23 protein-coding genes and 1 tRNA gene are annotated in these 26,451 nt (G+C 66.8%); 16 read left to right on the top strand and 8 right to left on the bottom strand.

Annotated elements, in window-relative coordinates:
* Window positions 1-47: 47 nt before the first annotated feature.
* Entirely contained in the window at window positions 48-1,508 is a 1,461-nt protein-coding gene (locus J2852_RS01000) for a TrkH family potassium uptake protein (RefSeq protein ID WP_246499232.1), read from the bottom strand.
* Between the two features lie 569 nt (window positions 1,509-2,077).
* Between J2852_RS01000 and J2852_RS00995 the strand changes: the two genes are divergently transcribed.
* The 5 genes from J2852_RS00995 (at window position 2,078) to J2852_RS00975 (ending at window position 8,717) form a co-directional block, all read left to right on the top strand.
* The gene (locus J2852_RS00995; RefSeq protein ID WP_209869565.1) at window positions 2,078-3,211 is read left to right on the top strand and encodes a hypothetical protein; all 1,134 of its coding nucleotides are present in this window, start codon (window positions 2,078-2,080) and stop codon (window positions 3,209-3,211) included.
* A gap of 224 nt (window positions 3,212-3,435) precedes the next feature.
* The gene (locus J2852_RS00990; protein ID WP_209869562.1) at window positions 3,436-4,599 is read left to right on the top strand and encodes an ATP phosphoribosyltransferase regulatory subunit; all 1,164 of its coding nucleotides are present in this window, start codon (window positions 3,436-3,438) and stop codon (window positions 4,597-4,599) included.
* A 66-nt stretch (window positions 4,600-4,665) separates the two neighbouring features.
* On the top strand, window positions 4,666-5,958 hold the full coding sequence (locus J2852_RS00985) for an adenylosuccinate synthase (protein ID WP_209869560.1): 1,293 nt from the start codon (window positions 4,666-4,668) through the stop codon (window positions 5,956-5,958).
* Window positions 5,959-6,161: 203 nt separating this feature from the next.
* Complete coding sequence (locus J2852_RS00980; RefSeq protein ID WP_209869557.1) at window positions 6,162-8,201, top strand: protein kinase family protein; 2,040 nt, start codon at window positions 6,162-6,164, stop codon at window positions 8,199-8,201.
* Window positions 8,202-8,255: 54 nt separating this feature from the next.
* On the top strand, window positions 8,256-8,717 hold the full coding sequence (locus tag J2852_RS00975; protein ID WP_246499231.1) for a hypothetical protein: 462 nt from the start codon (window positions 8,256-8,258) through the stop codon (window positions 8,715-8,717).
* A gap of 112 nt (window positions 8,718-8,829) precedes the next feature.
* Here the strand turns inward: J2852_RS00975 and rpoH are convergent, their stop codons facing one another.
* Entirely contained in the window at window positions 8,830-9,714 is an 885-nt protein-coding gene (gene rpoH, locus J2852_RS00970; RefSeq protein ID WP_209869552.1) for an RNA polymerase sigma factor RpoH, read from the bottom strand.
* Window positions 9,715-9,871: 157 nt separating this feature from the next.
* Entirely contained in the window at window positions 9,872-10,876 is a 1,005-nt protein-coding gene (locus tag J2852_RS00965) for an RluA family pseudouridine synthase (protein ID WP_209869549.1), read from the bottom strand.
* Window positions 10,877-10,922: 46 nt separating this feature from the next.
* On the opposite strand from J2852_RS00965, the gene J2852_RS00960 reads away from it, so the two are divergent.
* The 3 genes from J2852_RS00960 (at window position 10,923) to J2852_RS00950 (ending at window position 12,408) form a co-directional block, all read left to right on the top strand.
* The gene (locus J2852_RS00960) at window positions 10,923-11,255 is read left to right on the top strand and encodes a hypothetical protein (RefSeq protein ID WP_209869547.1); all 333 of its coding nucleotides are present in this window, start codon (window positions 10,923-10,925) and stop codon (window positions 11,253-11,255) included.
* Window positions 11,252-12,289, top strand: a complete 1,038-nt coding sequence (locus J2852_RS00955) for a threonine aldolase family protein (RefSeq protein ID WP_211112058.1) — start codon at window positions 11,252-11,254, stop codon at window positions 12,287-12,289. The genes J2852_RS00960 and J2852_RS00955 overlap by 4 nt, the downstream gene beginning before the upstream one ends.
* A 43-nt stretch (window positions 12,290-12,332) precedes the next feature.
* Window positions 12,333-12,408, top strand: a tRNA-Glu gene (locus tag J2852_RS00950).
* Between the two features lie 75 nt (window positions 12,409-12,483).
* Here the strand turns inward: J2852_RS00950 and J2852_RS00945 are convergent.
* Window positions 12,484-13,377 carry a transglycosylase SLT domain-containing protein gene (locus J2852_RS00945; protein WP_343206645.1) on the bottom strand — a complete coding sequence of 298 codons (894 nt, stop codon included), beginning with the start codon at window positions 13,375-13,377 and terminating at the stop codon, window positions 12,484-12,486.
* A 733-nt stretch (window positions 13,378-14,110) separates the two neighbouring features.
* Here J2852_RS00945 and J2852_RS31370 point away from each other — a divergent pair.
* Window positions 14,111-14,731, top strand: a complete 621-nt coding sequence (locus J2852_RS31370; protein WP_343206644.1) for a sigma-70 family RNA polymerase sigma factor — start codon at window positions 14,111-14,113, stop codon at window positions 14,729-14,731.
* A 203-nt stretch (window positions 14,732-14,934) separates the two neighbouring features.
* On the opposite strand, the gene J2852_RS00935 is transcribed toward J2852_RS31370, so the two are convergent.
* Window positions 14,935-15,099 carry a DUF1328 domain-containing protein gene (locus tag J2852_RS00935; RefSeq protein WP_209765735.1) on the bottom strand — a complete coding sequence of 55 codons (165 nt, stop codon included), beginning with the start codon at window positions 15,097-15,099 and terminating at the stop codon, window positions 14,935-14,937.
* A 340-nt stretch (window positions 15,100-15,439) separates the two neighbouring features.
* Between J2852_RS00935 and J2852_RS00930 the strand changes: the two genes are divergently transcribed.
* The gene (locus J2852_RS00930; RefSeq protein WP_209869542.1) at window positions 15,440-16,042 is read left to right on the top strand and encodes a hypothetical protein; all 603 of its coding nucleotides are present in this window, start codon (window positions 15,440-15,442) and stop codon (window positions 16,040-16,042) included.
* Between the two features lie 5 nt (window positions 16,043-16,047).
* Here J2852_RS00930 and J2852_RS00925 read toward each other — a convergent pair whose 3' ends face one another.
* The 3 genes from J2852_RS00925 to tldD all read right to left on the bottom strand — a co-directional run bounded on the left by J2852_RS00925 (window position 16,048) and on the right by tldD (window position 20,305).
* A complete protein-coding gene (locus tag J2852_RS00925; protein ID WP_209869539.1) occupies window positions 16,048-18,123 on the bottom strand; it encodes a YjbH domain-containing protein in 2,076 nt (691 codons plus the stop codon).
* An 87-nt stretch (window positions 18,124-18,210) separates the two neighbouring features.
* Window positions 18,211-18,735 (bottom strand): glycine cleavage system transcriptional repressor, encoded by a 525-nt coding sequence (locus tag J2852_RS00920; RefSeq protein ID WP_209869536.1) that lies wholly within the window; start codon window positions 18,733-18,735, stop codon window positions 18,211-18,213.
* 136 nt (window positions 18,736-18,871) lie between these two features.
* Complete coding sequence (gene tldD / locus J2852_RS00915; protein ID WP_209869533.1) at window positions 18,872-20,305, bottom strand: metalloprotease TldD; 1,434 nt, start codon at window positions 20,303-20,305, stop codon at window positions 18,872-18,874.
* Window positions 20,306-20,480: 175 nt separating this feature from the next.
* On the opposite strand from tldD, the gene J2852_RS00910 reads away from it, so the two are divergent.
* The 6 genes from J2852_RS00910 to J2852_RS00885 all read left to right on the top strand — a co-directional run bounded on the left by J2852_RS00910 (window position 20,481) and on the right by J2852_RS00885 (window position 26,447).
* Complete coding sequence (locus J2852_RS00910; protein ID WP_209869530.1) at window positions 20,481-21,824, top strand: DUF3422 family protein; 1,344 nt, start codon at window positions 20,481-20,483, stop codon at window positions 21,822-21,824.
* A gap of 409 nt (window positions 21,825-22,233) precedes the next feature.
* Window positions 22,234-23,073 carry a cytochrome c oxidase subunit II gene (gene coxB, locus J2852_RS00905; protein WP_209869526.1) on the top strand — a complete coding sequence of 280 codons (840 nt, stop codon included), beginning with the start codon at window positions 22,234-22,236 and terminating at the stop codon, window positions 23,071-23,073.
* Between the two features lie 55 nt (window positions 23,074-23,128).
* A complete protein-coding gene (gene ctaD, locus J2852_RS00900; protein WP_209869522.1) occupies window positions 23,129-24,736 on the top strand; it encodes a cytochrome c oxidase subunit I in 1,608 nt (535 codons plus the stop codon).
* Window positions 24,737-24,791: 55 nt separating this feature from the next.
* Entirely contained in the window at window positions 24,792-25,685 is an 894-nt protein-coding gene (cyoE, locus tag J2852_RS00895) for a heme o synthase (RefSeq protein WP_209869519.1), read from the top strand.
* 8 nt (window positions 25,686-25,693) lie between these two features.
* Window positions 25,694-25,834 carry a hypothetical protein gene (locus tag J2852_RS00890; protein WP_209870740.1) on the top strand — a complete coding sequence of 47 codons (141 nt, stop codon included), beginning with the start codon at window positions 25,694-25,696 and terminating at the stop codon, window positions 25,832-25,834.
* Window positions 25,835-25,838: 4 nt separating this feature from the next.
* Complete coding sequence (locus J2852_RS00885; RefSeq protein ID WP_209869516.1) at window positions 25,839-26,447, top strand: cytochrome c oxidase assembly protein; 609 nt, start codon at window positions 25,839-25,841, stop codon at window positions 26,445-26,447.
* The last annotated feature ends 4 nt before the right edge of the window (window positions 26,448-26,451 follow it).

Here is a 26,451-nt window from a genome sequence, read left to right as displayed (position 1 = left end):
GCTGAAGCTCCAAAGAAAAAGGCCGCGCCCCAGGGCGTGGCCTTTTCTCAATCCCGCCAGAAGGTCGGCAGGAACAGCACCATCACGGTGAAGACCTCCAGCCGGCCGAGCAGCATGGCGAAGCTCAGCACCCACTTCGCCGCGTCGGGAAGCGGCTGGTAGGTGCCCGCCGGTCCGACGATGGGGCCGAGGCCCGGCCCAACGGCGCCCAGCGCGGCCGCCGACGAACTGGCCGCCGTCAGGAAGTCGATGCCCATGGCTGCCAGCACCAAGGCGATGATGCCGAAGGCCGCCATGTAGGCGAAGGTGAAGTTGATCACCGACCCGATGACCTCCTCCGGCAGCGGCTTGCCTTGGTAGAGCGGGACCAGCACGCGATGCGGTTTCAGCATGCGCTGCATCTGGTTCAGCATCGACTGGGCCAGCACCTGCCAGCGGAAAATCTTGATCGATCCGGTGGTCGATCCGGTGCAGCCGCCGATGAAGAAAAAGAAGAAAAACGCAACAATCGGAAAACCGCCCCAGGTCGAATAATCGACCGACACGAAGCCGGTCGTGGTGATCATCGAGGTCACGTTCATCGTGCTGTGCGACAGGGCGTCCCACAGGGGCATGCCGACCACCAGATGGGCCCAGGCCGCGATGGAGCCGCAGCACAACGCCAGCGCGATCAGCAGGGCGTTCACCTGGCTGTCCCCGAACAACGTGGTGCGGGGGGTGCGCAGCGACCGGATGTACCAGGTCAGCGGAAGGGCGCCGCTCAACATGCTGAAGGTCGCCACCCACAGGATGGCGTGCGAATCGAACCACCCGATCGAGGCGTCCTTGGTGGAGAAGCCGGCCGTCGCGATGGCCGCCATGGCGTGGCAGATCGCGTCGAACCAGTTCATCCCGGCGAGGTGGAAGGCGATGGCCGCCAGAACCGTCAGAGCCAGATAGATCTGCGCGATGGCGCCAACGGTGTCCTGGATGGTGGCGAAGGGCTTGTCGCTCTTATCCGAGGACTCCGTGCGGAACAGCTGCATGCCGCCGACCCGCAGAACCGGCAGAATGGCGATGGCCATGACGATGATTCCGACGCCGCCGAACCACGCGAGCAGCGCGCGCCACAGCAGAACGCCCGGCGGAGCGTTGTCCAGCCCCACGATCACCGTGGCCCCGGTCGTCGAAAGACCGGACATCGCCTCGAAAAAAGCGTCCGTGAAGGACAGCTTCACGGCCGACATCATGAAGGGCAGGGCGCCGAACCCCGTGAGGATCACCCAGGCCAGCACCGTCAGCAGGAAATGCTGTTTGACGGTGAAGCGCTCCGGTTCACGGCTGGAGGTCGCCAGCACCATGCCGCCGCTGACCGCCAGCGTGGCGGCGCTTGCCCCGACGAAGGCTGTCCAGTCGGGGTTGCCCACGGCGGCGTCGGCCACCGCCGGCAGAAGCATGCCGAGACCGACGACGGTCAGCAAAATGCCGATGATGTGGAAAACCGGCCTGAGCGTGTTCCGACCGATCAAGGTTCCTCCCATGCGCCTCCGGGTCGCGTCCGCCGTTCGGCGGCGGACGGCAGATACCCCCTATTCGTCGGTTTATCGGAGGGGCGGGGTGGTGTCCATCGGGTTCGGTCAGGCTCCCGACGTCCGTGGGATCGAAAGCCGGCTGCTTCTCATGTGAACTGCGACGCGCTGGCGGACCACGGCGGTCGCCCGCGGACATCGCGGGGTGCCGAACGCGGAAAAGCTACTTTTGTATCAATGAATAAGACCGGAATGAGACGCAACACGGGATAGAGAAACGGAGGTCGTTATTTGGTCTGTGGTTGTGAGGCGGCAGAGTGTTTGTTCACAAATATTCGGCAATCTCATGCCTGCTTGTCTATCTGTTCGACGGAGAAGGAAAATAAAACAGGCTGCTATTTCGGTTGTTTTTAACCGAAGGAGGTGCTTTGGCCATTACATTAGCTATAATTAGAAGTGTCTGTATAAAAACTAGGGTCATTAATATTACAATGCCGACGCGTTTGCGGCTGTATGTGTGCATACGATGCGAATGGAGGCTGCAAACCAATAAGCCGGGGAGAAAGGCCATGACGACCTACAGCACGACGTTTGGTGAGCAGCTTGGTTCTACAGATGAGAAAATCAACGCTACATTTCAATATTGCCAAGATTTCAATGGGGACGGGTACAAGGACATAAAGGTGTCGTTATCGATAGATCCAGGTTCCAATTCCGGGACCGAGGACATGATCGGTGTCGCCTTTGACATACAAAACGATGCCGTTTCTGGTTTGCAAATTGTCAACATTCAGAGATCGACCGCCAACGGAACGCTGAGTACATACACCCCCGCCTATGTCATCGGAGCCAATCAGGTCAGCGACGGTGGGCCGCTTGATCCTGGCTTCATCACTACCGGCGGCGGGTCGGACGAGCCATACGACGTCGGCATCAAGTTCAGTGCCCAGGGATCCGGCGAGGGCATCGTCCAGGCGGCCAGCTTTCTCATCACAAAGGCCGACACCGATCTCGATGCCGAATTGCTGCTGGAGAACACCGACTGGTGGGTGCGGCTGCAATCGACGGACGGTGGGGAGGAAAGCGCCAAGACCGCCGGTTATCTGCTGGACCTTCCTCCCTGCGAGGATGAGCCGCCGCCGAACGGCGACGGGCTGGCGCAGACGCCGGGATTCTGGAAGAACCATCCGGACATCTTCCTTCAGGAAACCGGGAAGAGCTTGAGCGGCGATTACTACGAGCAGGTGTTCGGGGTCGACGTGAAAGGGTCGACGAGGCCGCTGCTGTCCGGCAACCCGACGCTCGGCGAAGCCCTTGCCGCGCAAGGCGGTGGCGAGGCGGCCCTGTTGCGCTCCACCACGGCGGGGTGGGCCAACGCGATGAGCGACGACACGAATTACGTCATCGACACGGACGCCTTGGAAGACGCCGTGGTCGGGGTTTACGGCCTGGATCCGAACAGCGCGACCTTCGTCACCGACCGTGACGCCGCCGTGGATCGGGTGGTCGGGATCATGGAGAAGGTGGACCTGAACGATGACGGCCGCATCGCGGCCAACGAGGTCATCAATGCCGTGCAGGATGTCTATGGCGTTTCCAGCGCGATGACCGACTTCTGGGCCTGGACGGACGTGGGGGCGGTGGCCAGCGCCTTCGACGCCATGAACAACATGCCGCATGTGGATGTCAGCGGCTTCTCATAACGGACGCTCTTCGGGCGCATGCCAACCCCGTCGGTCGGAAACGACCGATGGGGTTTTCGTGCCTGAATGTCTGCCCGCCGAGGTGCCGAGCCATGTCGAAGCCGGTTGGCTGGGTTCCCGCGCGGCTTTTCCGTTTGCATGGGGGGCGGGGGTCGGGTATTGACCCGCTCCGTGCGTCCGCTTTGCCGCTCGCACGTTGATCCCTCACGAGACGACATCAGGCCATGCCCGCCGATCCCATGAGCTCCGCCCTGCTGCCCGCCGGCCTGCACGACGTGCTGCCGCCCGAGGCGGCGCATGAAGCGGCTGCGGTGGAGCGCCTGTTGGCGGAGTTCACCGCCCACGGCTATCAGCGCGTCAAGCCGCCGCTGGTGGAGTTCGAGGATAATCTGCTGTCCGGCTCCGGCGCCGCCATGGCCAAGCAGACCTTCCGGCTGATGGACCCGCTGTCGCAGCGGATGATGGCCGTGCGCGCCGACATCACGCCGCAGATCGCCCGCATCGCCACCACCCGCCTGAAGAACGAAGCCCGGCCGGTGCGCCTGTGCTACGCCGGGCAGGTGCTGCGCGTGAAGGGGTCGCAGCTGCGCCAGGAGCGGCAGTTTACCCAGGTCGGCGTGGAACTGATCGGCCCGCTGGAGGCCGACGCGGACGCCGAGGTGATCCTGCTGGCCGCGCACGCGCTGGAAGGTGTGGGGGTCAAGCACCTGTCGGTGGACCTCTGCGTGCCGACCATGGTGCCGCTGGTCTGCAAGGGGCTGGGTCTTGGCGAGGATGAGACGCGCGCGCTGCGCGTGGCGCTCGACAAGAAGGACGCCGCCGCTGTCGCGGCCGTGGGCGGGCCGGCCGCCGATCTGCTGCACAGGCTGATGACCGCGTCGGGTCCGGCGGACCGCGCCATGGAGACGCTGGCCTCGCTGCCGCTGCCGGAAGCCGCCGAGAAGGACCGCCGCCGCCTGACCGAGGCGCTGCGTCTGCTGCGCGCCGCGCGGCCGGACCTGACCATCACCATCGATCTCGTCGAGCATCGCGGGTTCGAGTACCAGACCGGCCTCAGCTTCACCCTGTTCGCGCGCGACGTGCGCGGCGAGCTGGGAGCGGGCGGGCGCTACCGCGCCGGTGCTCGTCCTGAAGCCGAGGAAGAGGGCGAGCCCGCCACCGGCTTCACCCTTTACATGGACACGCTGCTGCGCGCCGTTCCGGCACCCGCGGCGATCCAGCGCGTTTACGTGCCGCATGGCACGTCGTGGGCGGCGGCGGAGAAGCTGCGCGCCGAGGGCTGGGTGACCGTGGCGGGGCTTGCCCCGGCGGCCGACCCGGCGGCGGAGGCCAAGCGTCTCGGTTGCGGCCATGTTCTGGCCGGCGGGGCGGTAAAGCCTCTGGAGTAGGCTATTCCCTGGTCCTTCATCGGGAAGGGCCGCGATGCACTGATTTCTTTTTCTGCGGAGACACACATGGCCAACGTGGCGGTGGTCGGCGCCCAGTGGGGCGACGAGGGCAAGGGCAAGATCGTCGACTGGCTGTCCAGCCGGGCCGACGTCGTGGTGCGCTTCCAGGGCGGTCACAACGCCGGCCACACGCTGGTGATCAACGGCGTCACGTACAAGCTGAGCCTGCTGCCTTCGGGCGTGGTTCGGCAGAACAAGCTGTCGATCGTCGGCAATGGCGTCGTCTTCGACCCGTGGGCTTTCATCCGCGAGGTCAATTCGATCAAGGAACAGGGCGTGGACGTCTCCCCGGCCAACCTGCTGGTCGCCGAGAACGTGCCGCTGATCCTGCCCGTGCACGGCGCCGTGGACCGCGCCCGTGAAGAGGCGCGCGGCGCCGGCAAGATCGGCACGACCGGCCGCGGCATCGGCCCGGCGTACGAGGACAAGGTGGCCCGCCGCGCCATCCGCCTGTGCGACCTCACCGACGAGGCCGTGCTGAAGGAGAAGGTCGAGGCTCTGCTCGCCCACCACAACCTGATCCTGCGCGGTCTGGGCGCCGCCGAGATGACCCCGGCCGACCTGCTCGACCCGCTGCGCGAGATCACGCCGCAGGTTCTGCCTTACGCTTCGGTGGTGTGGAAGAAGCTCGACGAGCTGCGCCGCGCCGGCAAGCGCATCCTGTTCGAAGGCGCCCAGGGCTCGATGCTCGACATCGACCACGGCACCTACCCGTACGTCACCTCCTCCAACACGGTGGCGGGCAACGCGGCGGCCGGCAGCGGCATGGGCCCGCGCGCGGTCGGCTATGTGCTGGGCATCTGCAAGGCCTACACCACCCGAGTCGGCTCCGGCCCGTTCCCGACCGAGCTGTTCGACGAGGTCGGCGACATGATCGGCCAGCGCGGCCGTGAATTCGGCACGGTCACCGGCCGCAAGCGCCGTTGCGGCTGGTTCGACGCCGTCATGGTCCGTCAGGCGATCAAGACCGGCGGCATCGACGGCATCGCGCTAACCAAGCTGGACGTGCTCGACGGCTTCGACGAGATCAAGGTGTGCGTCGGCTACCGTCTGGACGGGCAGGAGCTGGACTATCTGCCGGCCAACGCCGCCGCCCAGGCCCGCGTCGAGCCGATCTACGAGACCTTCGAGGGTTGGAAGGACAGCACCCAGGGCGCCCGTTCCTGGGCGGAGCTGCCGGCCCAGGCGGTGAAGTACGTCCGCCATGTGGAGGAGCTGATCCAGGCCCCGGTCGCGCTGCTCTCCACCAGCCCTGAGCGCGACGACACCATCCTGATGAACGATCCGTTCCAGGATTGATAAGCACCAGCGGCGAGCCCCCATCCCAACCTTCCCCCACTTCGCGGGGGAAGGGGCCTGTTTCTCTCCCCCGTGCGCAGCATGGGGGAGGGTTAGGGTGGGGGCCCGCAGCAACACCTTAACGCGCACGTTAAGGGTTTATTTGCCCTTTTGAGGCCACCTAGGACGTGCACACGCACGCAGGCCCCGGGGACACGCAGCACATGCCATCCGATGCCCAGACCGCCGCAGCCGCGGAACGGATGATGGCGGGCGCCGACCCGGTGAAGCTCGCCGAGCGGTACGAAATCCTTCCCGGCGCGCCATTGCCGGCGCTGAACGCGGTCGGCGGCAACGCCTACTCCGCGCGCTCGCTCCGCGACAAGCGGGCCGAACCCTTCGCCATCATCTGCCACGGCGCCACGCTGCCGCGCACCGACGTCGCCTCGACCGTGTCGAGCCTCGACAACCAGGTGCACATGCGCCTGCTCGACTGGGGCGTGGTCGATTGGCCGATGGACCGTGGCCGGCGCTATTGCCTGATCTTCGAGAAGCCGGCGGGCCGGCGGTTGATGAACACCATCAACGAAGCGTCCGAGCCGATGCCGGAAGACCAGCTGACCCGGCAGATCGTCCACCCCATGGTCTCGGCGCTGAAGGAGATGTCGAGCCGGGGCGTGGTGCACGGGGCGATTCGCCCGACCAACATGTTCTTCCGCGACCTCGCGTCCGGCGGCTTCATGCTGGGCGAATGCGTGTCCTCGCCGGCCGGATTCGGCCAGCCGGTGCTGCTGGAGACGGTGGAGCGGGGTATGGCCTCGCCGGCCGGGCGCGGCAACGGCACCATGGCCGACGACCTCTATTCGCTGGGCGTCACGCTGCTCCTCCTGCTGCTCGGCCGCAACCCGGTGGCCGGGCTGGAGGACGAGGCCATTTTGCAGGCCAAGATCGAGCGCGGGTCCTACCCGGCGCTGGTCGGGCAGATGCGCCTGCCGCTCGGCATCAACGAGGTGATTCGCGGCCTGCTGGTGGACGATCCCAAGCAGCGCTGGACCTTGCAGGACCTCGACCTGTGGGTCGCCGGTCGGCGCCTCAGCCCGAAGCAGCCGCAGGTGCCGCGCCGCGCCGCCCGCCCGCTGGAGTTCCAGGGGCAGGAATACTGGCACTGCCGCACGCTGGCCCGCGCCTTTGCCAAGCACGTCGCGGCGGCCAGCTCGGTCATCGAGGGCGGCGAGCTGGACAAGTGGCTGCGCCGCTCCATGGGCGACGACCAGCGCGCCGAGGCGGTCGCCGGCGCCATCCAGACAGCCTCCACCGGTAAGGGCGGCAGCATGTCCGACCGGCTGGTGTCGCGCGTGTGCATGGCGCTCGACCCGACGGCGCCCATCCGCTATCGCGCCAAGGCGATGATGCCCGACGGCATCGGCACCATGCTGGCCGACAGCTTCATGCGCGGCGAGTCGCCCCAGCCCGTCGCCGAGGTTCTGGCCAACCAGCTGCCGATGTTCTGGGTGAACTGCCAGTCGGACTTCAAGCCGGAGTTCGTACCGATGGTGCAGGGCTTCGACCAGATCCGCGCCTTCCTCGACCGCACGGCGCACGGGCTGGGGGTGGAGCGGGTTCTGTACGAAATGAACCTGACCATGCCCTGCATCAGCCCGCTGGTCGTCAAGCAGCTGCCGACCACGCCGGCGGAACTGCTGCGCGCGCTCGACTGGATCGCGGCGGGGGGCGAGCGGCACAAGGACCCCATTGATCGCCACATCGCCGCGTTCCTGGCCTCCCGCCACAAGCGCACGGAAGAGCTGCTGTACAGCCAGCTGGGCGCCAGCGTCGAGCCGATGCGCCGGGTCATCGCCATGCTGACCATCCTGTCCGACGTGCAGGCGCGCACCGGCACCGACAGCCTGTCGCACCTCGCGGCCTGGGTGGTGGCTCTACTGGACCCGGCCTTCCGCCGCTTCCACAGCCGCCCGCAGCAGGAGGCGGTGCGCAAGCAGGCCGACACCGCCGCCCACAACGGCCGGCTGGGCGAATTGCTGAAGATCGTGGACGACCCCGAATCGCTGCGCCGCGACAAGCTGGAGTTTGAGGCGGCCCAGATCGCCTATCGTGAGGCGGACGCCGAAATCAACAAGCTGCGCCAAATGATGGGCGACCGCGAGAGCATCATCGAATCGAGCGGCCGGCAGGTGGCGGCCATCGCGTCGAGCCTGCTGTCGACTCTGCTGGTCGCCGGCATCATCCTCTTCTTCGCCTTCTGACGGATCGGTAAGCCTATGGCCAAGGGCGGCAAAAAGAAGAAAAAAAAGGGCAGCATGCTGACGCTGATCCTGCTGATCATCCCAGCGGGACTGGTGGTGCTGCCGACCTCGATCCTGTTCGGCGTCGGGATGATCCCGACCATGGTCGCCTACGTCGTCGACCGCGACCCGGAGAAGTCGGCCCCGATCACCGTCGGCGGCCTGAATTTCTGTGGCTGCATGCCCTTCGCCATCGATTTGTGGAAGCACCACCACACCATCGCGGCGGTGGGGAAGATCTTCACCGATCCGGTGGCGTGGCTGGTCATGTACGGGGCGGCAGCGATCGGCTGGGCGCTCTATTACGGCATTCCGCCGGTGATCGCGAACCTGGAGGTGTCGCGCGCGGAAAAGCGCGTGGACGGCCTGAAGCAGAAGAAGGTCGCGCTGGTCCAGGAATGGGGACCGGACGTCGCCGGAGAAACCTTCGACGAGTCGGGCGGCTTCCAGCCCGAAGAGGAGCCTGTGGGGGCATGAAAAAACCCTTCTCCCCTGTGTGGGAGAAGGGTTTGGGATGAGGGGGTGGCCTTCGGCCCCCATCCGCCTTGCGGACGGCTACGCGCCCACAAGGGGAGAGGGGCTCCGTCGGTTAGCCCACCAAACGCTGCTCGATGGCGGCGTTCTTGATTGCCTTCTGGAGCTTTTCGAAGGCGCGCACCTCGATCTGGCGGACGCGCTCGCGGCTGATGCCGTACTTCTGCGAGAGGTCTTCCAGCGTGGTCGGGTTGTCGCGCAGGCGCCGCTCGATCAGGATGTGGCGCTCGCGCTCGTTCAGATGCTCCATGGCCTGGGCCAGCAGCTTGCGGCGTTTGCCCAGCTCCTCGCTTTCGGCCAGCGAGATTTCCTGGTTCGCCGTCTCGTCCACCAGCCAGTCCTGCCACTCGCCCTCGCTGTCGGCGCGCAGCGGCGCGTTCAGCGAATGGTCGGGCGCGCCGAGGCGGCGGTTCATGTTGACGACGTCCTGCTCCGGCACTTCCAGCGTCGTGGCGATCTGGCGCACCTGCTCCGGCGACATGTCGCCGTCCTCGATGGCCTGCATCTGGCCCTTCAGCCGGCGCAGGTTGAAGAAAAGCTTCTTCTGCGCGGCGGTGGTGCCCATCTTCACGAGCGACCAGCTGTGCAGGATGTATTCCTGGATAGCGGCGCGAATCCACCACATGGCGTAGGTCGCCAGCCGGAAGCCGCGGTCCGGGTCGAACCGCTTGACCGCCTGCATCATGCCGACGTTGCCTTCGGAGATCAGCTCCGACAGGGGGAGGCCGTAGCCGCGATAGCCCATGGCGATCTTCGCCACGAGCCGCAGATGGCTGGTGACCAGCTTGTGCGCGGCTATCGAGTCCTCATGCTCCTGCCAGCGCTTGGCCAGCATGTACTCCTCCTCGGCCGCAAGCATGGGGAACTTGCGAATCTCCTGGAGGTAGCGCGAGAGGTTGCTTTCGGAACTGATGACCGGAACGCTGGATAGTGTCGCCATGTTAGACCCTCTCCGACGGCCGCTGTTCGTGCCTTCTGATGGGCACCCGACCGTTCACCTTAATGTGCCGCCCCACTCTTGGCCATACCCGACCTTGAGCTTGAGGGCACCCGCCGAAACGAAGAATAACCGACTTATGCGCGTGGGTATAGTCACTTTATAGTGATTCTAAGGTACTGATCAGCCCCTGCATGTCCAGCGGCAGACCGGCCTCGAACCGCACCGGCTCGCCGTGCGCGGGGTGCAGGAACTTCAAGGCCGTGGCGTGCAATGCCTGTCGAGGAAAGCCAACAAACGCGCCGCGTTGCGGTTCCGGCAAGGCAGAGGCGTGTTTGCCGCCGGGGCGCGCGGCCCGGCCCTTGCCGTACAGCGGATCGCCGACGACGGGATGGCCGATGTGCGCCATGTGGACGCGGATCTGGTGGGTGCGACCGGTCTCCAGCACGCATTCGACGAGCGAAACGGCGGTGCCCCAGTTCTTGATCACGCGGTAGCGCGTGGCGGCGTGCTTTCCGCCGTTCGCCACGACGGCCATCTTCTTGCGGTCGGCAGTGCTGCGCCCGATGTTGCCCTCGATCCGGCCTTCGCGGGGGGAGGGTAGGCCCCAGACCAGCGCTTGGTAGGTGCGGCTGAGCGAGCGGCCGGAGAATTGTTCGGTCAGCGCGTGGTGGGCGCGGTCGTTCTTGGCAACCACCATCAGGCCACTGGTGTCCTTGTCGAGTCGGTGCACGATGCCCGGCCGCTTGACCCCGCCGATGCCCGACAGGCTGTCGCCGCAATGGGCGAGCAGCGCGTTCACCAGCGTGTTGTCCGGGTTGCCGGCGGCGGGATGAACCACCAGACCGGCGGGCTTGTCGATGACCAGCACGTCCTCGTCCTCGTAAACCACGTCCAGGGGGATGTCCTGGGCTTCCGGCTGTGCAGGCTCAGCTTCGGGGATGAAAACGTCGAAAGTTTGGCCGGATTTGACCCGCAGGGACGGGTCCGTTATCGTCCGCCCGCCCTCGCGCACGCAGCCCTGCTCCAGCAGCGCCTGGACGCGCGAGCGCGACAGGCCGGGCAGGCCCGCCGCCAAAGCCTTGTCCAGCCGTTCGCCGGCCGCGTCGTCCGGGACTTGGTAGGTGACCTGCTCATTGTAGCTGATGTCGGTGCGCTCGGGCATCGTTCGGCGAAACTCCTCATATCCGCGCGAGAGTGGACCCCAAACCGTGAAGTTCCTCAAGGCACTCATCGTCATCATGGGCGTGATGATCATCGTCGGCTTCGCGGTGATCGGCGTCGAGCTTTATAAGCGCATGTCCGATCCCGACCGCCGTGCCGACAGCACCGCCGACCGCGTGGTCGTTCCCGCCGGCAAGATCGACGAGGTTGGGCTGGACCTTCCCGCCGGTTCGCGCATTGGCGATCCGGTGGCGGCCGGCAACCGCGTGCTGTTCCGCGTGACGCTGCCGGACAACTCCGACCGTCTCTATGTGATGGATCCGCGCTCCGGCGCGATCACCACCACGATCACCACCGGTAAGGCGGGAGCCCCGCGATGATCCATGATTTCCGCAGCGACAACGTCGCCGGCGCCGCGCCGGAGATCGTCAACGCGCTGGCCGCCGCCTCCATCGGGCAGGCCAATCCCTACGGCGACGACGCCCTGACCGCCAGCGTCACCAAGCGCCTGTCGGAGATCTTCGAGACCGAGGTGGCGGTGTTCCCGGTCGCCACCGGCACCGCGGCGAACGCGCTGTCCCTGTCGGCGCTGGTCCCGTCCTGGGGCGCGGTCTACTGCCACGAAGACAGCCACATCAACGTCGACGAGTGCGGCGCGCCGGAGCAGTTCACCAACGGCGCCAAGCTCGTGGCGCTGCCGGGTGATGCCGGCAAGCTGACGGCGGAGGGGCTGAAGTCCGCGCTGGAGAAGGCGGCCATCGGCGTGGTGCACCGGGTGCAGCCGGCAGCACTCAGCCTAACGCAGGCGACCGAGGCCGGAACCGTCTACAAGCCGGAGGAGGTGGGCGCCTTGGTCGAGGTGGCGCGCGCCCACGGCATGGCGACGCATATGGACGGCGCCCGCTTCGCCAACGCCATCGCGCGGCTCGGCCGCTCGCCCGCCGAGGTGACCTGGAAGGCCGGCGTGGACGTGCTGTCGCTGGGCGCCACCAAGGGCGGCTGTCTGGCGGCGGAAGCGGTGGTCTTCTTCAACCCCGCACTGGCCGAGGATTTCGGCTATCGCCGCAAGCGCGGCGCGCACCTCGTCTCCAAGATGCGGTTCCTGTCGGCGCAGTTGGACGCGTGGCTGGCGGATGGGCTGTGGCTGCGGCTCGCCCGGCACGCCAACGCCATGACCGACCGGCTTGCCCAGGGCCTTTCGGCGCTGCCGGGGGCGGAGCTGGCCTATCCGGTGGAAGCCAACGAAATCTTTGCGCGCCTGCCGGCGAACGTGGCCGACGGGCTGGAGGCGGCGGGCTTCCGCTTCTACCGCTGGGACGGCGGACTGCTGCGTCTGGTCACCGCTTTCGACACGCCGCAGGCCGCCGTGGACGATTTTCTGGAAATCGCAAAAAACCTGTCAGAAAAGGCTTGATCGGTCGGGTGGGGTTCGCTAAAACCCCGCCCACGCCAACGACGTCCCCATCGTCTAGAGGCCTAGGACACCGCCCTCTCACGGCGGCAACCGGGGTTCGAATCCCCGTGGGGACGCCATCTCAAGCGTAACGATCAACGGCCCGCCATTCGGCGGGCCGTCGTCGTTTTGGGCCGGTGCTGTCTGGAACGGCGCTATCGTTTCGCCGAAGTCCGGCTTTTGCCCGCGGAGGTGGCCAGTTCCGCGACTTCCTCCTGCTTCGCGGCGGCGAGGCCGGCGGAGCGGACGACGCTGTTGTCGTGGGGGTGGCGCTTGCGCGGGTAGACGCTGTGCACCTTCACCACATAGTCCTGCGTCTCGCGGTAGGGCGGGACGCCCTTGTACTGCAGCACGGCACCTTCGCCCGCGTTGTAGCCGGCAAGGGCCAGCGTCACGTTGCCGTCGAAGTAGGCCAGCAGCCAGCGCAGGTACTTCATGCCGCCGCGCAGGTTCTGCTCCGGGTCGAAGGGCTTGGTCACGCCGAAGCGTTCCGCCGTTTCGGGGATCAGCTGCATCAGCCCCATGGCGTTCTTGTTCGACACCACGTCCACGCGGTAGCCGGATTCGACCGCGATGACCGCCAGCACCAGCTCGGGGTCCAACCCGTAGGTGGGGGCCATCTTCTGGACCATCGCGCGAATCTCGGCCGGCGGCTTGCGGATGACGCCCCAGCGGATGCTCGGCGGCTCGCAGCGGTCGGGCATCTTGAGCTTTCCGCTCGCCGGCTTGACGTAGCGCTGGGCGTCCTCGTTGCCCCAGGTCGCGGCCATGCGCAGCCAGGAGCGGCCGAGTTCCTCGTCCTTGGCGACGCCGCCCTTGCCGGCGAGGTGCATGCGCCCGGCCCGGTAGGCCGCCTCGGCGTAGTCCTGACGGGCCGCCCGGCAGTAGAGCGACAGCGCCAGACGCTCGTCGCGGTTCACGCCGTTGCCCGCCTCGTAGCGCAGGGCCAGCTCGTATTGGGCGCGGGCGCTGCCTTTGCTGGCCAGGGTTTCCAGCGCGCGCAACGTGCGGTGATCGAAGCCGGCCTGGGCCGCCAAAGGAGCGGTCACAATCAGCGCCGCAGCCGCCGCGCCAAGGCGCCAACCGCGTCCCTTACCCTTTGGGAGATGGACCTTTCCATTGGTCCTATGCGTTAAGATCCGGCCATTAGCGCCATCGTCGGAATGTTCTCCGAAGGCCGAAATCGGTATCTTCCACTTCAGGCGGGACAGCAACGCCGAAAGAATAGAACAATCAAAAACGGGACGGAAACGCCTTCGAAAGGATAAGTGAGAACCGCGAACCGCGGCCACAGGGAGGGGTGAATACCACGCTTCATCGCAGGCCATCCGCCTAGCTCTCCCGCAAAAGTGATTTGAGACCGGCCGATGTACTTCGGTCGGTCTTTTCCTTTTGAGCAAAGTCATCGTGCCTCCCGAATTGGCGGGATGGATACGTGCGGCGTCAATAAAATGTTCCGCACCTTCCCGTCAATGCGCCGCATGTGTGAGGTAATCTCGCCAAATTGCGCTAGAGCCTAGCCTTTTTCCCAACTGGCAGCCCGTTCGCTAGGCCATTACGTACTGAAGGGCCAGCAATTGTCTTTGGGAAATCCGGCGATTCCCCGGGCGCATTCGGCGCAAAGCGGGGCTTGGCTGGCGCTTCCAGCGTTTTGATGCGCTCGGAGCTTTCGGCACTTAGGGAGGCAGCGTTCCACCGATGGCGAATCACGTCGCGAGTTCCTTGCGCCGTGCGGCGATTGACCCCGCGCCGCTCGATCCGGTTTCGATAGGCCCGGTTCCCGTGAGCCGGGAACTGGACGAGGACGGGCTGGAAGCCGAGGCCGAAGCCGAAGACGGCGCCGAGGTCAACGCGGAAGACGGTCACGCGGATGGGGCGTGCGCTCCCGGAGCGCCACCCGATCCGGCGGTCATCGCCCAGATCGAGGCGGAAATTCCGCGCCTGCGCCGCTTTGCCCGCGCCATGGTGCGCGACGCCACGCTGGCCGACGACCTCGTCCAGGAATGCCTGGAGCGGGCCTTGTCGCGCCTGCATTTGTGGCGGCCGGGCAGCAACCTGCGGGCTTGGCTTTTCACGATCCTGCGAAACCTGCACATCAACGGCATCCGCCGCCGCCAGACGGTGGTGGACATCGACGGGGAAGGGCAGGCCAACATCGGCGCCGCGCATGGCGCCCAGTTTGTCCGGCTGGAACTGCGGGACCTGCGCCGCGCGCTCGGCATGCTGCCGACGGAGCAGCGCGAGGTCGTGCTGCTGATCGGGCTGGAGGGGATCTCCTACGGCGAGGCCGCGGACATACTGGGCATCTCCATCGGCACGGTGAAGTCCCGCCTGTCGCGGGGCCGGCGGGCGCTGCGCCTGCTGATGGAGGGCAAAAGCCCCGGCGACGACGAGGACGATTAACTGGCGCCGATTGAGCGGCGACGATTGAGACAAGCGCACAAAGAGAAACCGGCAACGCTCGGGAAGGAGCGTTGCCGGCAGGTGCGAGGCTAACATCGAGAGGCTTTGGGGTACTCACGCTCCCGGACGGCAAACCGGCCGGCTGGGAGCGGGCGCCACGCGGGGGAATTCGCCCTTCCTTTCGGGGAGGAAGGGCGCCGGGTCTAGCGGCGCCTGACAAGACCCAGAATCAAGCTCGCCGCAAACAAGACAAGGAAAAGGAAGAACAGGATCTGCGCGATGCCGGAAGAGGCCGACGCAATCCCACCGAAACCGAGCGCGCCGGCAACCAGCGCGATAACGAAGAAAACCAGTGCCCAATAGAGCATCCTACCCTCCCTCGCTCGGCCCGAAATGCGCGACAGCTTCCTTCGGCGCGCAGTCTATGAACGGGCTACTGTCAGAAGATCGGCCGTAAGTGCGATCTGTACTGTGCAGAACACGGGTCGCGGGCAAAGGTTCCCGCCCACAACCGTTGCCAAGAACTTTTCCTAGGTAGGGCTGCTTCCAAAGGGATAGGGGCTGATCCCCAGCCGTGGCCTTGGCCGCAACAGGAAAGCCCTTGCGCTGTTGTGCAGGCGTCGAGTCCGCGCCGTCCGTAGTGCGGGCAGGAAGCGCCGCGCCGATCATCCCGGACGCGGCGCCGTCTCTGTGAGGAGAGGAACAGCAATGAACGCCAAGTTTGCCTTCGCCGTCGCCGCCGTCACTCTGGCGGCCTCGCCCATGGCGCTTGCCCAGACCGGCCAGCCCTACAACAACGACGCCTCGCGCGCCGGTTACGAGCGGTCGAGCCCGTCGGGACTGCCGAACACCAGCCCGCAGGTCCGCAGCCTGCCGGAAGAACAGCCCGACCCGTGGACCGACCGTCCGGTCGATAACCGTTCATGGAATGACCGCGCGACGTCCGGCAGCAGCAGCGCCTATCCGAGCGGCTCCTACCCGACCGGCCGCGCCGCCGGAACGGCGGGCAGCACCATGGGCACCACCATGGACCGCAGCGGCACCATGGGCACCACCGACACCATGCAGGGCAACCGGCAGGTGCTGATGAACGTGGACCCGAACGTCAACCAGCGGGCTGACCGTGGCCAGAACCGGAAGGAGCTGATGCAGACCTCGTTGCTGAACTACTTCAGCGCGGCGGGCTTCGTGTCGGTGCGCGACTTCCGCAAGCAGGGCGACAATTACATCGCCGAGGCGCAGGACCAGAACGGCCGCTGGTCCACCGTGGAACTGGACCCGCGCACGGGCACCATCTCCGCCGTCCGCTGATTTTTTCACTCCATGAGCCGTGACCATGTGCCGGCGAGGCGGCCGAAGCCGGCCGGCGCGATGGTCTCGTACAGGGGCAGTGGCTGGCGGAGCCGCTGCCCCGCGTCGCGCCCGAGGGTCCGCACCGCCGTCTCCACCGCCCCGCCCATGGGCAGCAGGCCGGATGGGCCGATCGGCACCACCAGCGATATCCCCTGTTCCAGCCGTCCGCCGAAGAGGCTCTGGCCGTCCTTCGGCCCTTCCGTCCAGGTCATGTGGGCGGACAGGCGGATACCGCCGTCGAAGACGCGGGCCAGTTCGACCGTGCCGCCCCAGTCGCCGCCGAGATAGCGGCCAAGGCGCAGCACGCCAGTTGCGTCGGCGCCGGAGGATTCCAGATACAGGCTGGCGTGGCCGGTGGTCCGGGCGCTGTCGGGCAGGACGCGCAGGGCATCGCCCGGCGTGCGCTTCCACACGCGGTTGAGGTCCAGCCCGGCTGCCCATCGGGCCTCCATCGGGCGGTAGAGAGCCTCGCCGCCGATGCCGCTGAACATCTCCTCGAAATGCCCTATGGACAGGCGCGTCGCCAACCCTGGCGTGGGGCTGGTCAGCCAGGATCCGTGCAGGTGCTCCACCTCCAGGGGAGACAGGGTGTAAAGCGGCAGGTCGCTGCGGACCGGCCGCTCGGCGGGCAGGACGCTGGTGTCGAGCAGAGCGAGGTTGTCCGTCAGGTTGATGCGCAAGCCCGCGCCGAGGACAAGGCCCCGCAGCGGTTCGGCGGCCAGCGCCACGTCGGTGAAAACGCGGTAGACCAGAGGGATGCTCTGCTCGAACAGGCTGGCCTCCGTGGTCGGGCGCAGGTCCAGCGTCCAGCGCATCGGCCAATCGGGCGGCGGGCCGGCGGTGGGGGCGATGTGCGTTGTGCGCCAGATCTCCTCAGGGCTGCCCTGCCCAGCGGCGGCGCGTTCCACGTCGCGGCGCAGGAGGGTGACGGCGGTGCCCTCCAGGCCGGCGTTGCCGGTCACGATGGTGATGCGTTCGACCTCCGCCGGGGCGGCGTCGGCGAGGATGCGGGCGGCGCGGCCGACCTGCCGGGCGAGCGGGGCGGAGCCGGCCCCCGCCGAGTCCAGCCACAGGCCGGCGTGGTCGCCAGCGATGAGAGCAGTTCGGGCGGGCAGGCCGTGAGACCGCGTGACAGCGACGAGGTCCGGGGCGGGCAGGGCGGCCTCTCGGGCCGGGCGGGTGGGGCCGACCGGGGGCGGGGCGGTGGCCGGCGGTTCCGCCTCTCCGCGCGGGTCGTACCGGGCGGACAGCCGCAGCATGGCGCGCTGGCCCTGCTCGATTCCGGCGCCCAGTTCCAGCCAGGACAGGGGTCGATAGGCGAGGCCGGCGCTGATCGGCATGCCGGGCAGGAACAGCGGGTCGTCCTGCTGCTGGGCGCGGAAGCTGTCGCCGCTGTACTCCAGCTTGACGCTGAGGCCGTCGAGCGGGGTGTGCCATTCCACGCCGCCGAACAGGGACACGCGGTCGCCGGTGAACCAGGCGCGGGGGCCGCGCGTGGTGGGCCAGGCGGACGGGTCGCGGTCGCGGTTGAAGCGCCCGCCGAGGAAGCGGAGCGGGTTCGGCAGGTGCCCGGCGTCGCCCAGCCCGCCCCAGCCGAGTCCGAGGCTAAGGTCGAAGTCCCACCAGCGGCGGGAGGCGACCAGATACTCGCCGGCAAAGCGGCCCTTGCCGGGCAGGTCGAGTCCGGCGCCGGTGACGTCGCGCCCGCCGATGGCGAGGGCGGGCCAATGCTCCCCCTCGCGCAGCAGGCGCAGCTTCACGTCCACGCCGGGTTCGCTGAGGCCGTACCAACTGGGGTACAGCGTCTCGCGCGCCGTCACCTCAAGGCCGGGGAGCAGTTGGGCGCCCACGGTCAGGTGACGGTGCAGGTCGCCGAGCGTCGTGAACCCTGTGGTCACCGCCCCGTCCGGCAGCGTGCGCGCGGTCGGGGTCTGGAGCAGGCCGACCGTACCCCAATCCGACAGTGTCGGCGCGAGCCCATCCGCGCGGACAACGCCGGAGAACAACGAAAGCGTCAGGGCAAGCGCAAACTTTTTCACGCCATGGTCGTGATGATCGGGTGATATGCCCGATCCATGACATTATCATGCGTATGAATGCAACCGGAAAACCCGCCGAGGCCTTGCTCAGGCCTTTTCCGTCTTGCAGGTCAGGCCCATGGTTTCCGCCGTGTTGGCGACGGCGGACAGGCAGGTGTCGGCGCGCTCCGGCGGGATCGACACGGCGAAGCGGATGGCGTAGCGCCCGCCCTCGCGGTCCGGCAGGGTCTGGGCATCGAGCCGGACGATGTTCGCCTGGAACTGCGTGAAGATCTCCGACAGCCGCGCGATCAGGCCGGGCTGGTCGCCGCCCGAGACCTCGACGCGGTGGGTGATCAGCGCCTGCGGGCCGGGGTTCGGGTCGAAGTCGTAGCGCGTGACCTTGATCTGTGCGCCGGCCAGTTCAGGCAGGCTGGACAGGCTGGCCTGGACCTCGTCGGTGGACAGGCCGGCGGGCAGTTCGCACACGGCGGAGAACTCTGCCCCCTGGCCCATGGCGGCGAAGGTGGCGTCGCGCAGGTTGATGCCCAGTTCGAACAGGTTGCCGGTGATGCCGGAGATCAGGCCGACGCGGTCAGGGCAAAAGGTCGATACCAGCGCGAGAGTGGACACCGTTGGCCTCCATTCGATTCCAAATTTTTCCGTCATCCCCGCGAAGGCGGGGATCCAGGGCAACTCGGAAACGTATCGGAATGCCCTGGATTCCCGCCTTCGCAGGAATGACGGAGAAGGGGCGGCTCTGTAGGACTTACGCCGCCGTGCCGCCCACGGTCAGGCCGTCCAAGCGCAGAGTCGGCTGGCCGACGCCCACGGGCACGCCCTGGCCGTCCTTGCCGCAGGTGCCGACGCCGGGGTCGAGCTTCGTGTCGTTGCCGATCATCGACACGCGGGTCAGGCTGTCCGGGCCGTTGCCGATCAGGGTCGCGCCCTTCACCGCCGGGCCGAGCTTGCCGTCCTCAATCAGGTAGGCTTCCGAGGCCGAGAAGACGAACTTGCCGTTGGTGATGTCCACCTGACCGCCGCCGAAGTTCTTGGCGTAGAGGCCCTTCTTCACCGAGCGGATGATTTCCTCCGGGTCATGGTCGCCGGGGCGCATCACGGTGTTGGTCATGCGCGGCATCGGGTGGTAGGCGAAGCTCTGGCGGCGGCCGTTGCCGGTCGGGCGCATGCCCATCAGGCGCGCGTTCATGCGGTCCTGCATGTAGCCGACCAGGATGCCGTCCTCGATCAGCGTGGTGCACTGGCCGGGTGTGCCTTCGTCGTCCACGCTGATGGAGCCGCGGCTGTTCTCGATGGTGCCGTCGTCCACGATGGTCACGCCGGGGGCGGCGATGCGCTGACCCATCAGGCCGGCGAAGGCCGAGGTCTTCTTGCGGTTGAAATCGCCCTCCAGCCCATGGCCGATGGCCTCGTGCAGCAGGATGCCGGGCCAGCCGTTGCCGAGCACGACGGTCATCTCGCCGGCCGGGGCCGGGACGGAGGAGAGGTTGACGAGCGCTTGGCGAAGCGCCTCGTCGACGAAGCCGCGCCACGTCTCCGGCTGGATGTAGTGTTCGTAGGTGACGCGACCGCCGCCGCCATAGCCGCCGGTCTCCATACGGTCGCCCTCGGCCACCACGACGGAGACGTTCAGGCGCACCAGCGGGCGCAGGTCGGCGACTCGCACGCCGTCGGCGCGGACGATCTGCACCGCCTGCCATTCGCCGCTGATCGAGCAGCTGACCTGCCGCACGCGCTCGTCCTTCGACCGGGCGTAGGCGTCGATGTCGGCCAGCAGCTTCACCTTTTCCTCGAAGGGCACGAGGTGCAGCGGGTTGTCGGGGATGTAGAGCGCGCGGTTGGTGCCCGGCGGCGGTTCCGCCACCGTGCCGGTGTGGCCGGACTGGACGGCGCGGACCGTGGCCGCCGCGCGGCGGATGGCCTCCTCCGACAGGTTGGAGGCGTGGGCGAAACCGGTCGCCTCGCCCGCGATGGCGCGCAGGCCGAAGCCCTGGGTGGTGTCGAAGCTGGCCGACTTCAGCTTGCCGTCGTCCCAGCCTAGCGATTCGCTCTGCGCGTATTCGAGGTAGAGTTCCCCGTCGTCGGCGCCGCCGAGGGCGTCGTGCACGATCCCTTCGACACGGGAACGGTCCAGGCCGGCGCGGTTGAAGAACAGATCGTCGGTGACGGCGAGCGCGCTCATGGAAACTCCGGGCTATCGGTCTTTTGTACGAGAGCGTATGGATGGCGGCGCTCTCGCGCCCACACCCGCGATGTGGTCTAAGATCGAACTTATAGTGTGGCGACGGCAACTCCGTCCGGCAAGGCTCGTCGTCCGCTGAATTGGGTGCCGTTGGAAGAGGTTGGAGGTTGCCGCCATGTCCGAAGACTCCGTCGCGCTGAGCCGCAGCGCCGAGGCCGCCTCCCGTCCGCTGAAGGATCACGCGCTGCGCGTCGTGCTGACCAACGAGGTGCACGCGCGCCCGTCGGAGACGCTGGCCACGCCGGTGCGCGCCACCATGCTCGCCATGCTGTCGGGGGAGGGGGCGTCCGAGGCGGACCGCCAGCAGCTGGAAAAGCTGTGCGACTGGGCCGGCGTGCCGCGCCCGCCCGATGGGGCCACCCACTACAGCGGATCCTTCGGCAGCTTCCGCCTGAAGTGGGAGCGGCACACGGAATTCTCGACCTGGACCGTGTTCCGGCCGAGCGCCGCGTCGGCGGGCGCGCTGGTCGATCCGTTCCTCGACCCGGCGCTGAACGCGGTGCCCCGTGAATGGCTGGCCGGGCTACCGGGCGAGCTGATGGTCGGCGTTCACGTCGCCGTGCTGGACGCCGACGCGCCGGAGCCCTCGGCCAACATGCTGGCGGCCATGTTCGGGTCGGAAAGCTACGTCGGCACGCGGGTCGCCGGGCGGGCGGCGACGGCCTGGACCGACTTCCGCATCCATGGCGACGGGTTTTCGCGGGTCCTCGTGGCCGACCACACCATGACCGGGCATCAGGCTGGCCGCATCGTGCAGCGGCTTCTGGAGATCGAAACCTACCGCGTGATGGCCCTGCTGGCGCTGCCGGTGGCGCGCGGGGTGCTGCCGCGCATCGGGCCGATCGAAACGGATCTGGCCGATCTTACGGCGCGCATCGCCAAGCTGCGCGGGCTGGAGGACGAGCGGGAACTGCTGGACCGGCTGACCCTGCTGGCCGCGCAGACGGAGCAGATCGCGGCGGAGACCGCCTACCGCTTCGGCGCGGCGCAGGCCTATTACGAACTGGTCGAGAAGCGGATCGAGGAGCTGCGCGAGGTCCGCATCGAGGGGCTGCCCACGGTGGGCGAGTTCATGGACCGGCGCCTTGCCCCAGCGATCCGGACTTGCGAGGCGGTGCAGTCGCGGCTCGACGCGCTGTCGCAACGGGTGGCGCGCGCCAGCAACCTGCTGCGGACAAGGGTCGAGATCGCCGTTGAGGGGCAGAACGCCGAACTGCTCCAGTCCATGGACAAGCGGGCGCAGTTGCAGCTGCGCCTGCAGGAGACGGTCGAGGGGCTGTCGGTCGTGGCGATCAGCTATTACCTCGTCGGCATCGTTGGCTACGCCGCCAAGGGGCTAAAGGGCTTCGGCATGAAGGTCGATCCGGACGTGATCGTCGGGCTGATGATCCCGGTCATCATCGCGTTCGTGTGGTCCGGTGTGCGGCGGATCCGGAAGGTCATCACCGGGGAGCATTGAGCGCCAACACCCCCTTTCCCGCCATCGGCGGGAAAGGGGCTACGTCCTTGCTTTGCTTCAAAAATTTGTTGGACCAACGGAGTGCGACAAGCTGTCGCAGTGCGCAACCCTTTTCCAAGCTCAACCTTTACCCCTGTGGGAGCTTCAACCCTGGCTCTGAGCCTATAGCCATAGTAGGCGGAAGGGCTGATTGTACCTGAGCAGAGCAGGGGGTTAAGCTCAAGCTGCGGGGAAATGTCGCGCTCAAGACGGCATGAACCCTGCAAGTTCCGGCCTTGGCCGTAACGCCCAGCCGTGGATCCCGCGCTGACGAATCGGGACCACAAAAAGATGGGCGAAGGCGGGGCCGGCGGGAAGGGACGACCGCGGCCTAGTACCCTAGGGCTTGCGGCCAACGAGAGGGTTGGGGATGAAGACGCAGACCCTGAACGCCGCCGTATTGGCGGCGATTGCATCTTTGTGCGGATTTTCCGGAAGCGGCATGGCCGCCGAGCCCCATCCCTGGCAGTTGGGGCTTCAGGAAGCGGTCACGCCCGTCCTGCACGCCATGGATTCGTTCCATGACCTGCTGACCGTCATCATCGTCGCCATCGTGCTGCTCGTGCTGGCGCTGCTGATGATCGTCGCGATGCGGTTCAACGCGAAGAAGAACCCGACGCCGTCCAAGACCTCGCATCACACGCTGCTGGAGGTCGCCTGGACCGTCGTTCCGGTCATCATCCTGATCGTCGTCGCCGTGCCGTCCTTCAAGGTGCTGTATCTGGCCGAGCGGACGCCGGAAGCGGAGATGACCATCAAGGTCACCGGGCGGCAGTGGTACTGGGACTACGAATATCCGGACCACGACAACATCGCCTTTTCCAGCCACATGATTCCGGATGAGGAGATCCAGCCGGGCCAGAAGCGTCTGCTGGAGGTGGACAACCGCGTGGTTCTGCCGGTGAACACCAACGTGCGCGTGCTGGTGACGGCCGGCGACGTGATCCATTCCTGGGCCATCCCGTCCTTCGGCGTGAAGAAGGACGCCGTGCCGGGACGCGCCAACGAGACCTGGGTGCGGGTCGAGAAGGAAGGCGTCTATTACGGCCAGTGCTCCGAGATTTGCGGCGTCAATCACGGCTTCATGCCGATCGCGGTCGAGGTCGTCTCCAAGGAGAAGTTCGCCGAATGGGTCGCCAAGGCGAAGGTCGCCTACGGCAATCCCGAAAAGCGCCCCGAAAAACAGGACGTGGCGCTGGCCAACCAGTAACCGACAAGAAGAAATCTTATCGCCGCCACGCGGGATAGAGACGAGGGCTAGAGACATGGCAAACGCCAATCCGGGGGAGGCGCACGGCCACGCCCATGAGCACGATCATCACGTGCCGGGTTTCGTGCACCGCTGGTTCTATTCGACCAACCACAAGGACATCGGGACGCTCTACCTGATCTTCTCGGTCATCGCCGGGCTGATCGGCGGCCTGTTCTCCGTCATCATGCGCATGGAGTTGCAGTCGCCGGGCATGCAGTTCGTCGGTGACGGGCAGGTCTGGAACGTGCTGATCACGGCGCACGGCCTGATCATGGTGTTCTTCGTGGTGATGCCGGCGCTGATCGGCGGCTTCGGCAACTGGTTCGTGCCGCTCATGATCGGGTCGCCCGACATGGCCTTCCCGCGCATGAACAACATCAGCTTCTGGCTGCTGGTGCCGGCCTTCCTGCTGCTGCTGGGCTCGGCGTTTGTCGGCAACGGGGCGGGCACGGGCTGGACGATCTATCCGCCGCTGTCCTCGCCGCTGGGGCACAGCGGGCCGTCGGTGGACATGGCGATCTTCGCGCTGCATCTGGCGGGCGCGTCGTCGATCCTGGGTGCGGTGAACTTCATCACGACCATCTTCAACATGCGCGCACCGGGCATGACGCTGCACAAGATGCCGCTGTTCGTGTGGGCGATGCTGGTCACCGCCTTCCTGCTGCTGCTGGCCGTGCCGGTGCTGGGCGGCGCGATCACCATGCTGCTGACCGACCGCAACTTCGGCACCACCTTCTTCAACCCGGAGGGCGGCGGCGATCCGATCCTGTTCCAGCACCTGTTCTGGTTCTTCGGCCACCCCGAAGTCTACATCATGATCCTGCCGGCCTTCGGCATCATCAGCCACATCGTCTCGACCTTCTCCAAGAAGCCGGTGTTCGGCTACCTGGGCATGGCCTACGCCATGGTCGCCATCGGCGTCGTCGGCTTCGTCGTGTGGGCGCACCACATGTACACGGTCGGCCTGGACGTGGACACCAAGGCCTATTTCACCGCCGCGACCATGATCATCGCGGTGCCGACCGGCGTGAAGATCTTCTCCTGGATCGCCACCATGTGGGGCGGCTCCATCGACTTCCGCGTGCCCATGCTGTGGGCCATCGGCTTCATCTTCCTGTTCACGGTCGGCGGCGTGACCGGCGTGGTGCTGGCCAACGGTGGCTTGGACAACGTGCTGCACGACACCTACTACGTCGTGGCGCACTTCCATTACGTGCTGTCGCTGGGCGCTGTCTTCTCGATCTTCGCCGGCTGGTACTACTGGATCGGCAAGATGTCGGGGCGGCAGTACCCGGAATTCTGGGGCAAGGTTCACTTCTACACGACCTTCATCGGCGTGAACCTGATCTTCTTCCCGCAGCACTTCCTGGGTCTGGCCGGTATGCCGCGCCGCATTCCGGACTATCCGGATGCTTATGCCGGATGGAACATGATTTCTTCCCTCGGTGCGTACATCTCCTTCGCATCCACGCTGTTGTTCGTCTGGATCGCGTACAAGACGCTGACCAGCGGCGAAAAGGTGAGCGCGAACTATTGGGACCAGCAGGGCGGCACCCTGGAATGGACCGTCTCCTCGCCGCCGCCGTTCCACGCGTTCGAAACGCTGCCGCGGATCAAGTGACGACGCACAGGGTCGTGGGGGCTTGACCGCCCCCATGGCCGGGGAGGGCATAAGAATGACGGACCTGAGCCTAGAACGGGTCTCTTCGGGCGGGGCAAGCGCCGGCGACTACATCGAGTTGCTGAAGCCGCGCGTGATGTCGCTGGTGGTGTTCACGGGGCTGGCGGGAATCGTCGTGGCGCCGGGGCATCTGCATCCGGTGCTAGCCTTCGTGGCGGTGTTGTGCATCGCGGTCGGGGCCGGGGCGTCCGGCGCCATCAACATGTGGTACGACCGCGACATCGACGCGGTGATGAGCCGCACCGCCAAGCGCCCGATCCCCTCGGGCCGGGTGGAGGCGGACAACGCGCTGGCCTTCGGCGTGATCCTCGCCGCCGCATCGGTCGTGGTGATGGGGCTGGCGGTCAACTGGACGGCCTCGGCGCTGCTGGCGCTGACCATCGGCTTTTACATCCTCGTCTATACGATGTGGCTGAAGCGCCGCACGCCGCAGAACATCGTGATCGGCGGGGCTGCCGGCGCCTTCCCGCCGATGATCGGCTGGGCGGCGGTGACCGGCGGGGTCGAACTGCCGTCGATCATCCTGTTCCTGCTGATCTTCCTGTGGACGCCGCCGCATTTCTGGGCGCTGGCCCTGTTCCGCAACGGCGACTACACACGCGCCGGCGTGCCGATGATGCCGGTGGTCGCCGGGCCGGAAGCGACCAAGCGGCAGATGCTGCTCTACACGCTGGTGCTGCTGCCGGTGGCGGCCGCGCCGTATTTCGTGGGCATCGGGGGGCTCGCCTACCTCGCCGGGTCGAGCGTGCTGGGCGCCCTGTTCGTGCTGTGCGCGGTGCGGGTGCTGCGTTCGACCGACGACAAGCCGGCCAAGCAGATGTTCGGCTTCTCGATCCTTTACCTGTTCCTGCTGTTCGCCCTGCTGGTGGGCGAGCATCTCGCATCGTGAGGTGAGGCATGACCGTCATGGACGATATCCAGGCCGAGATGGAACGGCGCAAGCGTCTGCGCGGGCGCAACTACGCGGTGCTGGCCGCACTTCTGGCGCTGGTGGCGCTGTTCTACGTCATCACCGTCGTGCGCATGGGGGGGATGTAGCGGCATGACCGAGAAGCTCCGGCGCCGGAACCGGCTGTTCCTGATCGGGCTGCTCGGCCTTGTGGCGGGGATGACCGGGCTCGCCTACGCGTCGGCGCCGCTCTACTCGCTGTTTTGCCAGGTGACCGGCTTCGGCGGGACCACCCAGCGGGCCAGCGCCGCGCCGGCACAGGTGGTGGAGCGCACCATCACCGTCCGCTTCAATTCGGACGTCAACAACGCGCTGCCCTGGTCCTTCCGGCCGGAACAGCGCGCGCTGACGGTGAAGCTGGGTGAGACGGGGCTGGCCGCCTACCGCGCGGAGAACCGGGGGAGCAAGCCCACGGTCGGCACGGCCTCCTACAACGTCACGCCGGACAAGGCCGGGCGCTACTTCAACAAGATCGAGTGCTTCTGCTTCACCGAACAGGTGCTGGAACCCGGACAGGCGGTGGACATGCCCGTGGCCTTCTTCGTCGATCCGGCGCTGGCCGCGGACCCGGCCATGGAGGACGTGACCACCATCACCCTGTCCTACACCTTCTTCCGCGCGAAGGACGAAGGCGCGGTGCTGGCGCAGCAACACGGCAAGAAAAGCGAAACGGCGTCGCCCAAGGCGACCGCGACCAACTGAACGA

It is taken from the genome of Azospirillum soli (assembly GCF_017876165.1).
In the GTDB taxonomy this organism is placed as follows: Bacteria; Pseudomonadota; Alphaproteobacteria; order Azospirillales; family Azospirillaceae; genus Azospirillum; species Azospirillum soli.
The sequence above is the reverse complement of the archived record's forward strand: the minus strand, read 5'-3'. Positions and strand labels throughout refer to the sequence as shown.

Bases quoted from the DNA above. Each gene is read 5' to 3' on its own strand.
- tldD (WP_209869533.1), bottom strand. From the start codon at position 20,305: ATGAGCGCGCTCGCCGTCACCGACGATCTGTTCTTCAACCGCGCCGGC.
- J2852_RS00955 (WP_211112058.1), top strand. From the start codon at position 11,252: ATGATCCATGATTTCCGCAGCGACAACGTCGCCGGCGCCGCGCCGGAG.
- coxB (WP_209869526.1), top strand. From the start codon at position 22,234: ATGAAGACGCAGACCCTGAACGCCGCCGTATTGGCGGCGATTGCATCT.
- cyoE (WP_209869519.1), top strand. From the start codon at position 24,792: ATGACGGACCTGAGCCTAGAACGGGTCTCTTCGGGCGGGGCAAGCGCC.
- J2852_RS00930 (WP_209869542.1), top strand. From the start codon at position 15,440: ATGAACGCCAAGTTTGCCTTCGCCGTCGCCGCCGTCACTCTGGCGGCC.
- J2852_RS00985 (WP_209869560.1), top strand. From the start codon at position 4,666: ATGGCCAACGTGGCGGTGGTCGGCGCCCAGTGGGGCGACGAGGGCAAG.
- J2852_RS00980 (WP_209869557.1), top strand. From the start codon at position 6,162: ATGCCATCCGATGCCCAGACCGCCGCAGCCGCGGAACGGATGATGGCG.
- J2852_RS00975 (WP_246499231.1), top strand. From the start codon at position 8,256: ATGCTGACGCTGATCCTGCTGATCATCCCAGCGGGACTGGTGGTGCTG.
- J2852_RS00935 (WP_209765735.1), bottom strand. From the start codon at position 15,099: ATGCTCTATTGGGCACTGGTTTTCTTCGTTATCGCGCTGGTTGCCGGC.
- J2852_RS00965 (WP_209869549.1), bottom strand. From the start codon at position 10,876: ATGCCCGAGCGCACCGACATCAGCTACAATGAGCAGGTCACCTACCAA.
- ctaD (WP_209869522.1), top strand. From the start codon at position 23,129: ATGGCAAACGCCAATCCGGGGGAGGCGCACGGCCACGCCCATGAGCAC.
- J2852_RS00885 (WP_209869516.1), top strand. From the start codon at position 25,839: ATGACCGAGAAGCTCCGGCGCCGGAACCGGCTGTTCCTGATCGGGCTG.
- J2852_RS00910 (WP_209869530.1), top strand. From the start codon at position 20,481: ATGTCCGAAGACTCCGTCGCGCTGAGCCGCAGCGCCGAGGCCGCCTCC.
- J2852_RS00890 (WP_209870740.1), top strand. From the start codon at position 25,694: ATGACCGTCATGGACGATATCCAGGCCGAGATGGAACGGCGCAAGCGT.
- J2852_RS00995 (WP_209869565.1), top strand. From the start codon at position 2,078: ATGACGACCTACAGCACGACGTTTGGTGAGCAGCTTGGTTCTACAGAT.
- rpoH (WP_209869552.1), bottom strand. From the start codon at position 9,714: ATGGCGACACTATCCAGCGTTCCGGTCATCAGTTCCGAAAGCAACCTC.
- J2852_RS00990 (WP_209869562.1), top strand. From the start codon at position 3,436: ATGCCCGCCGATCCCATGAGCTCCGCCCTGCTGCCCGCCGGCCTGCAC.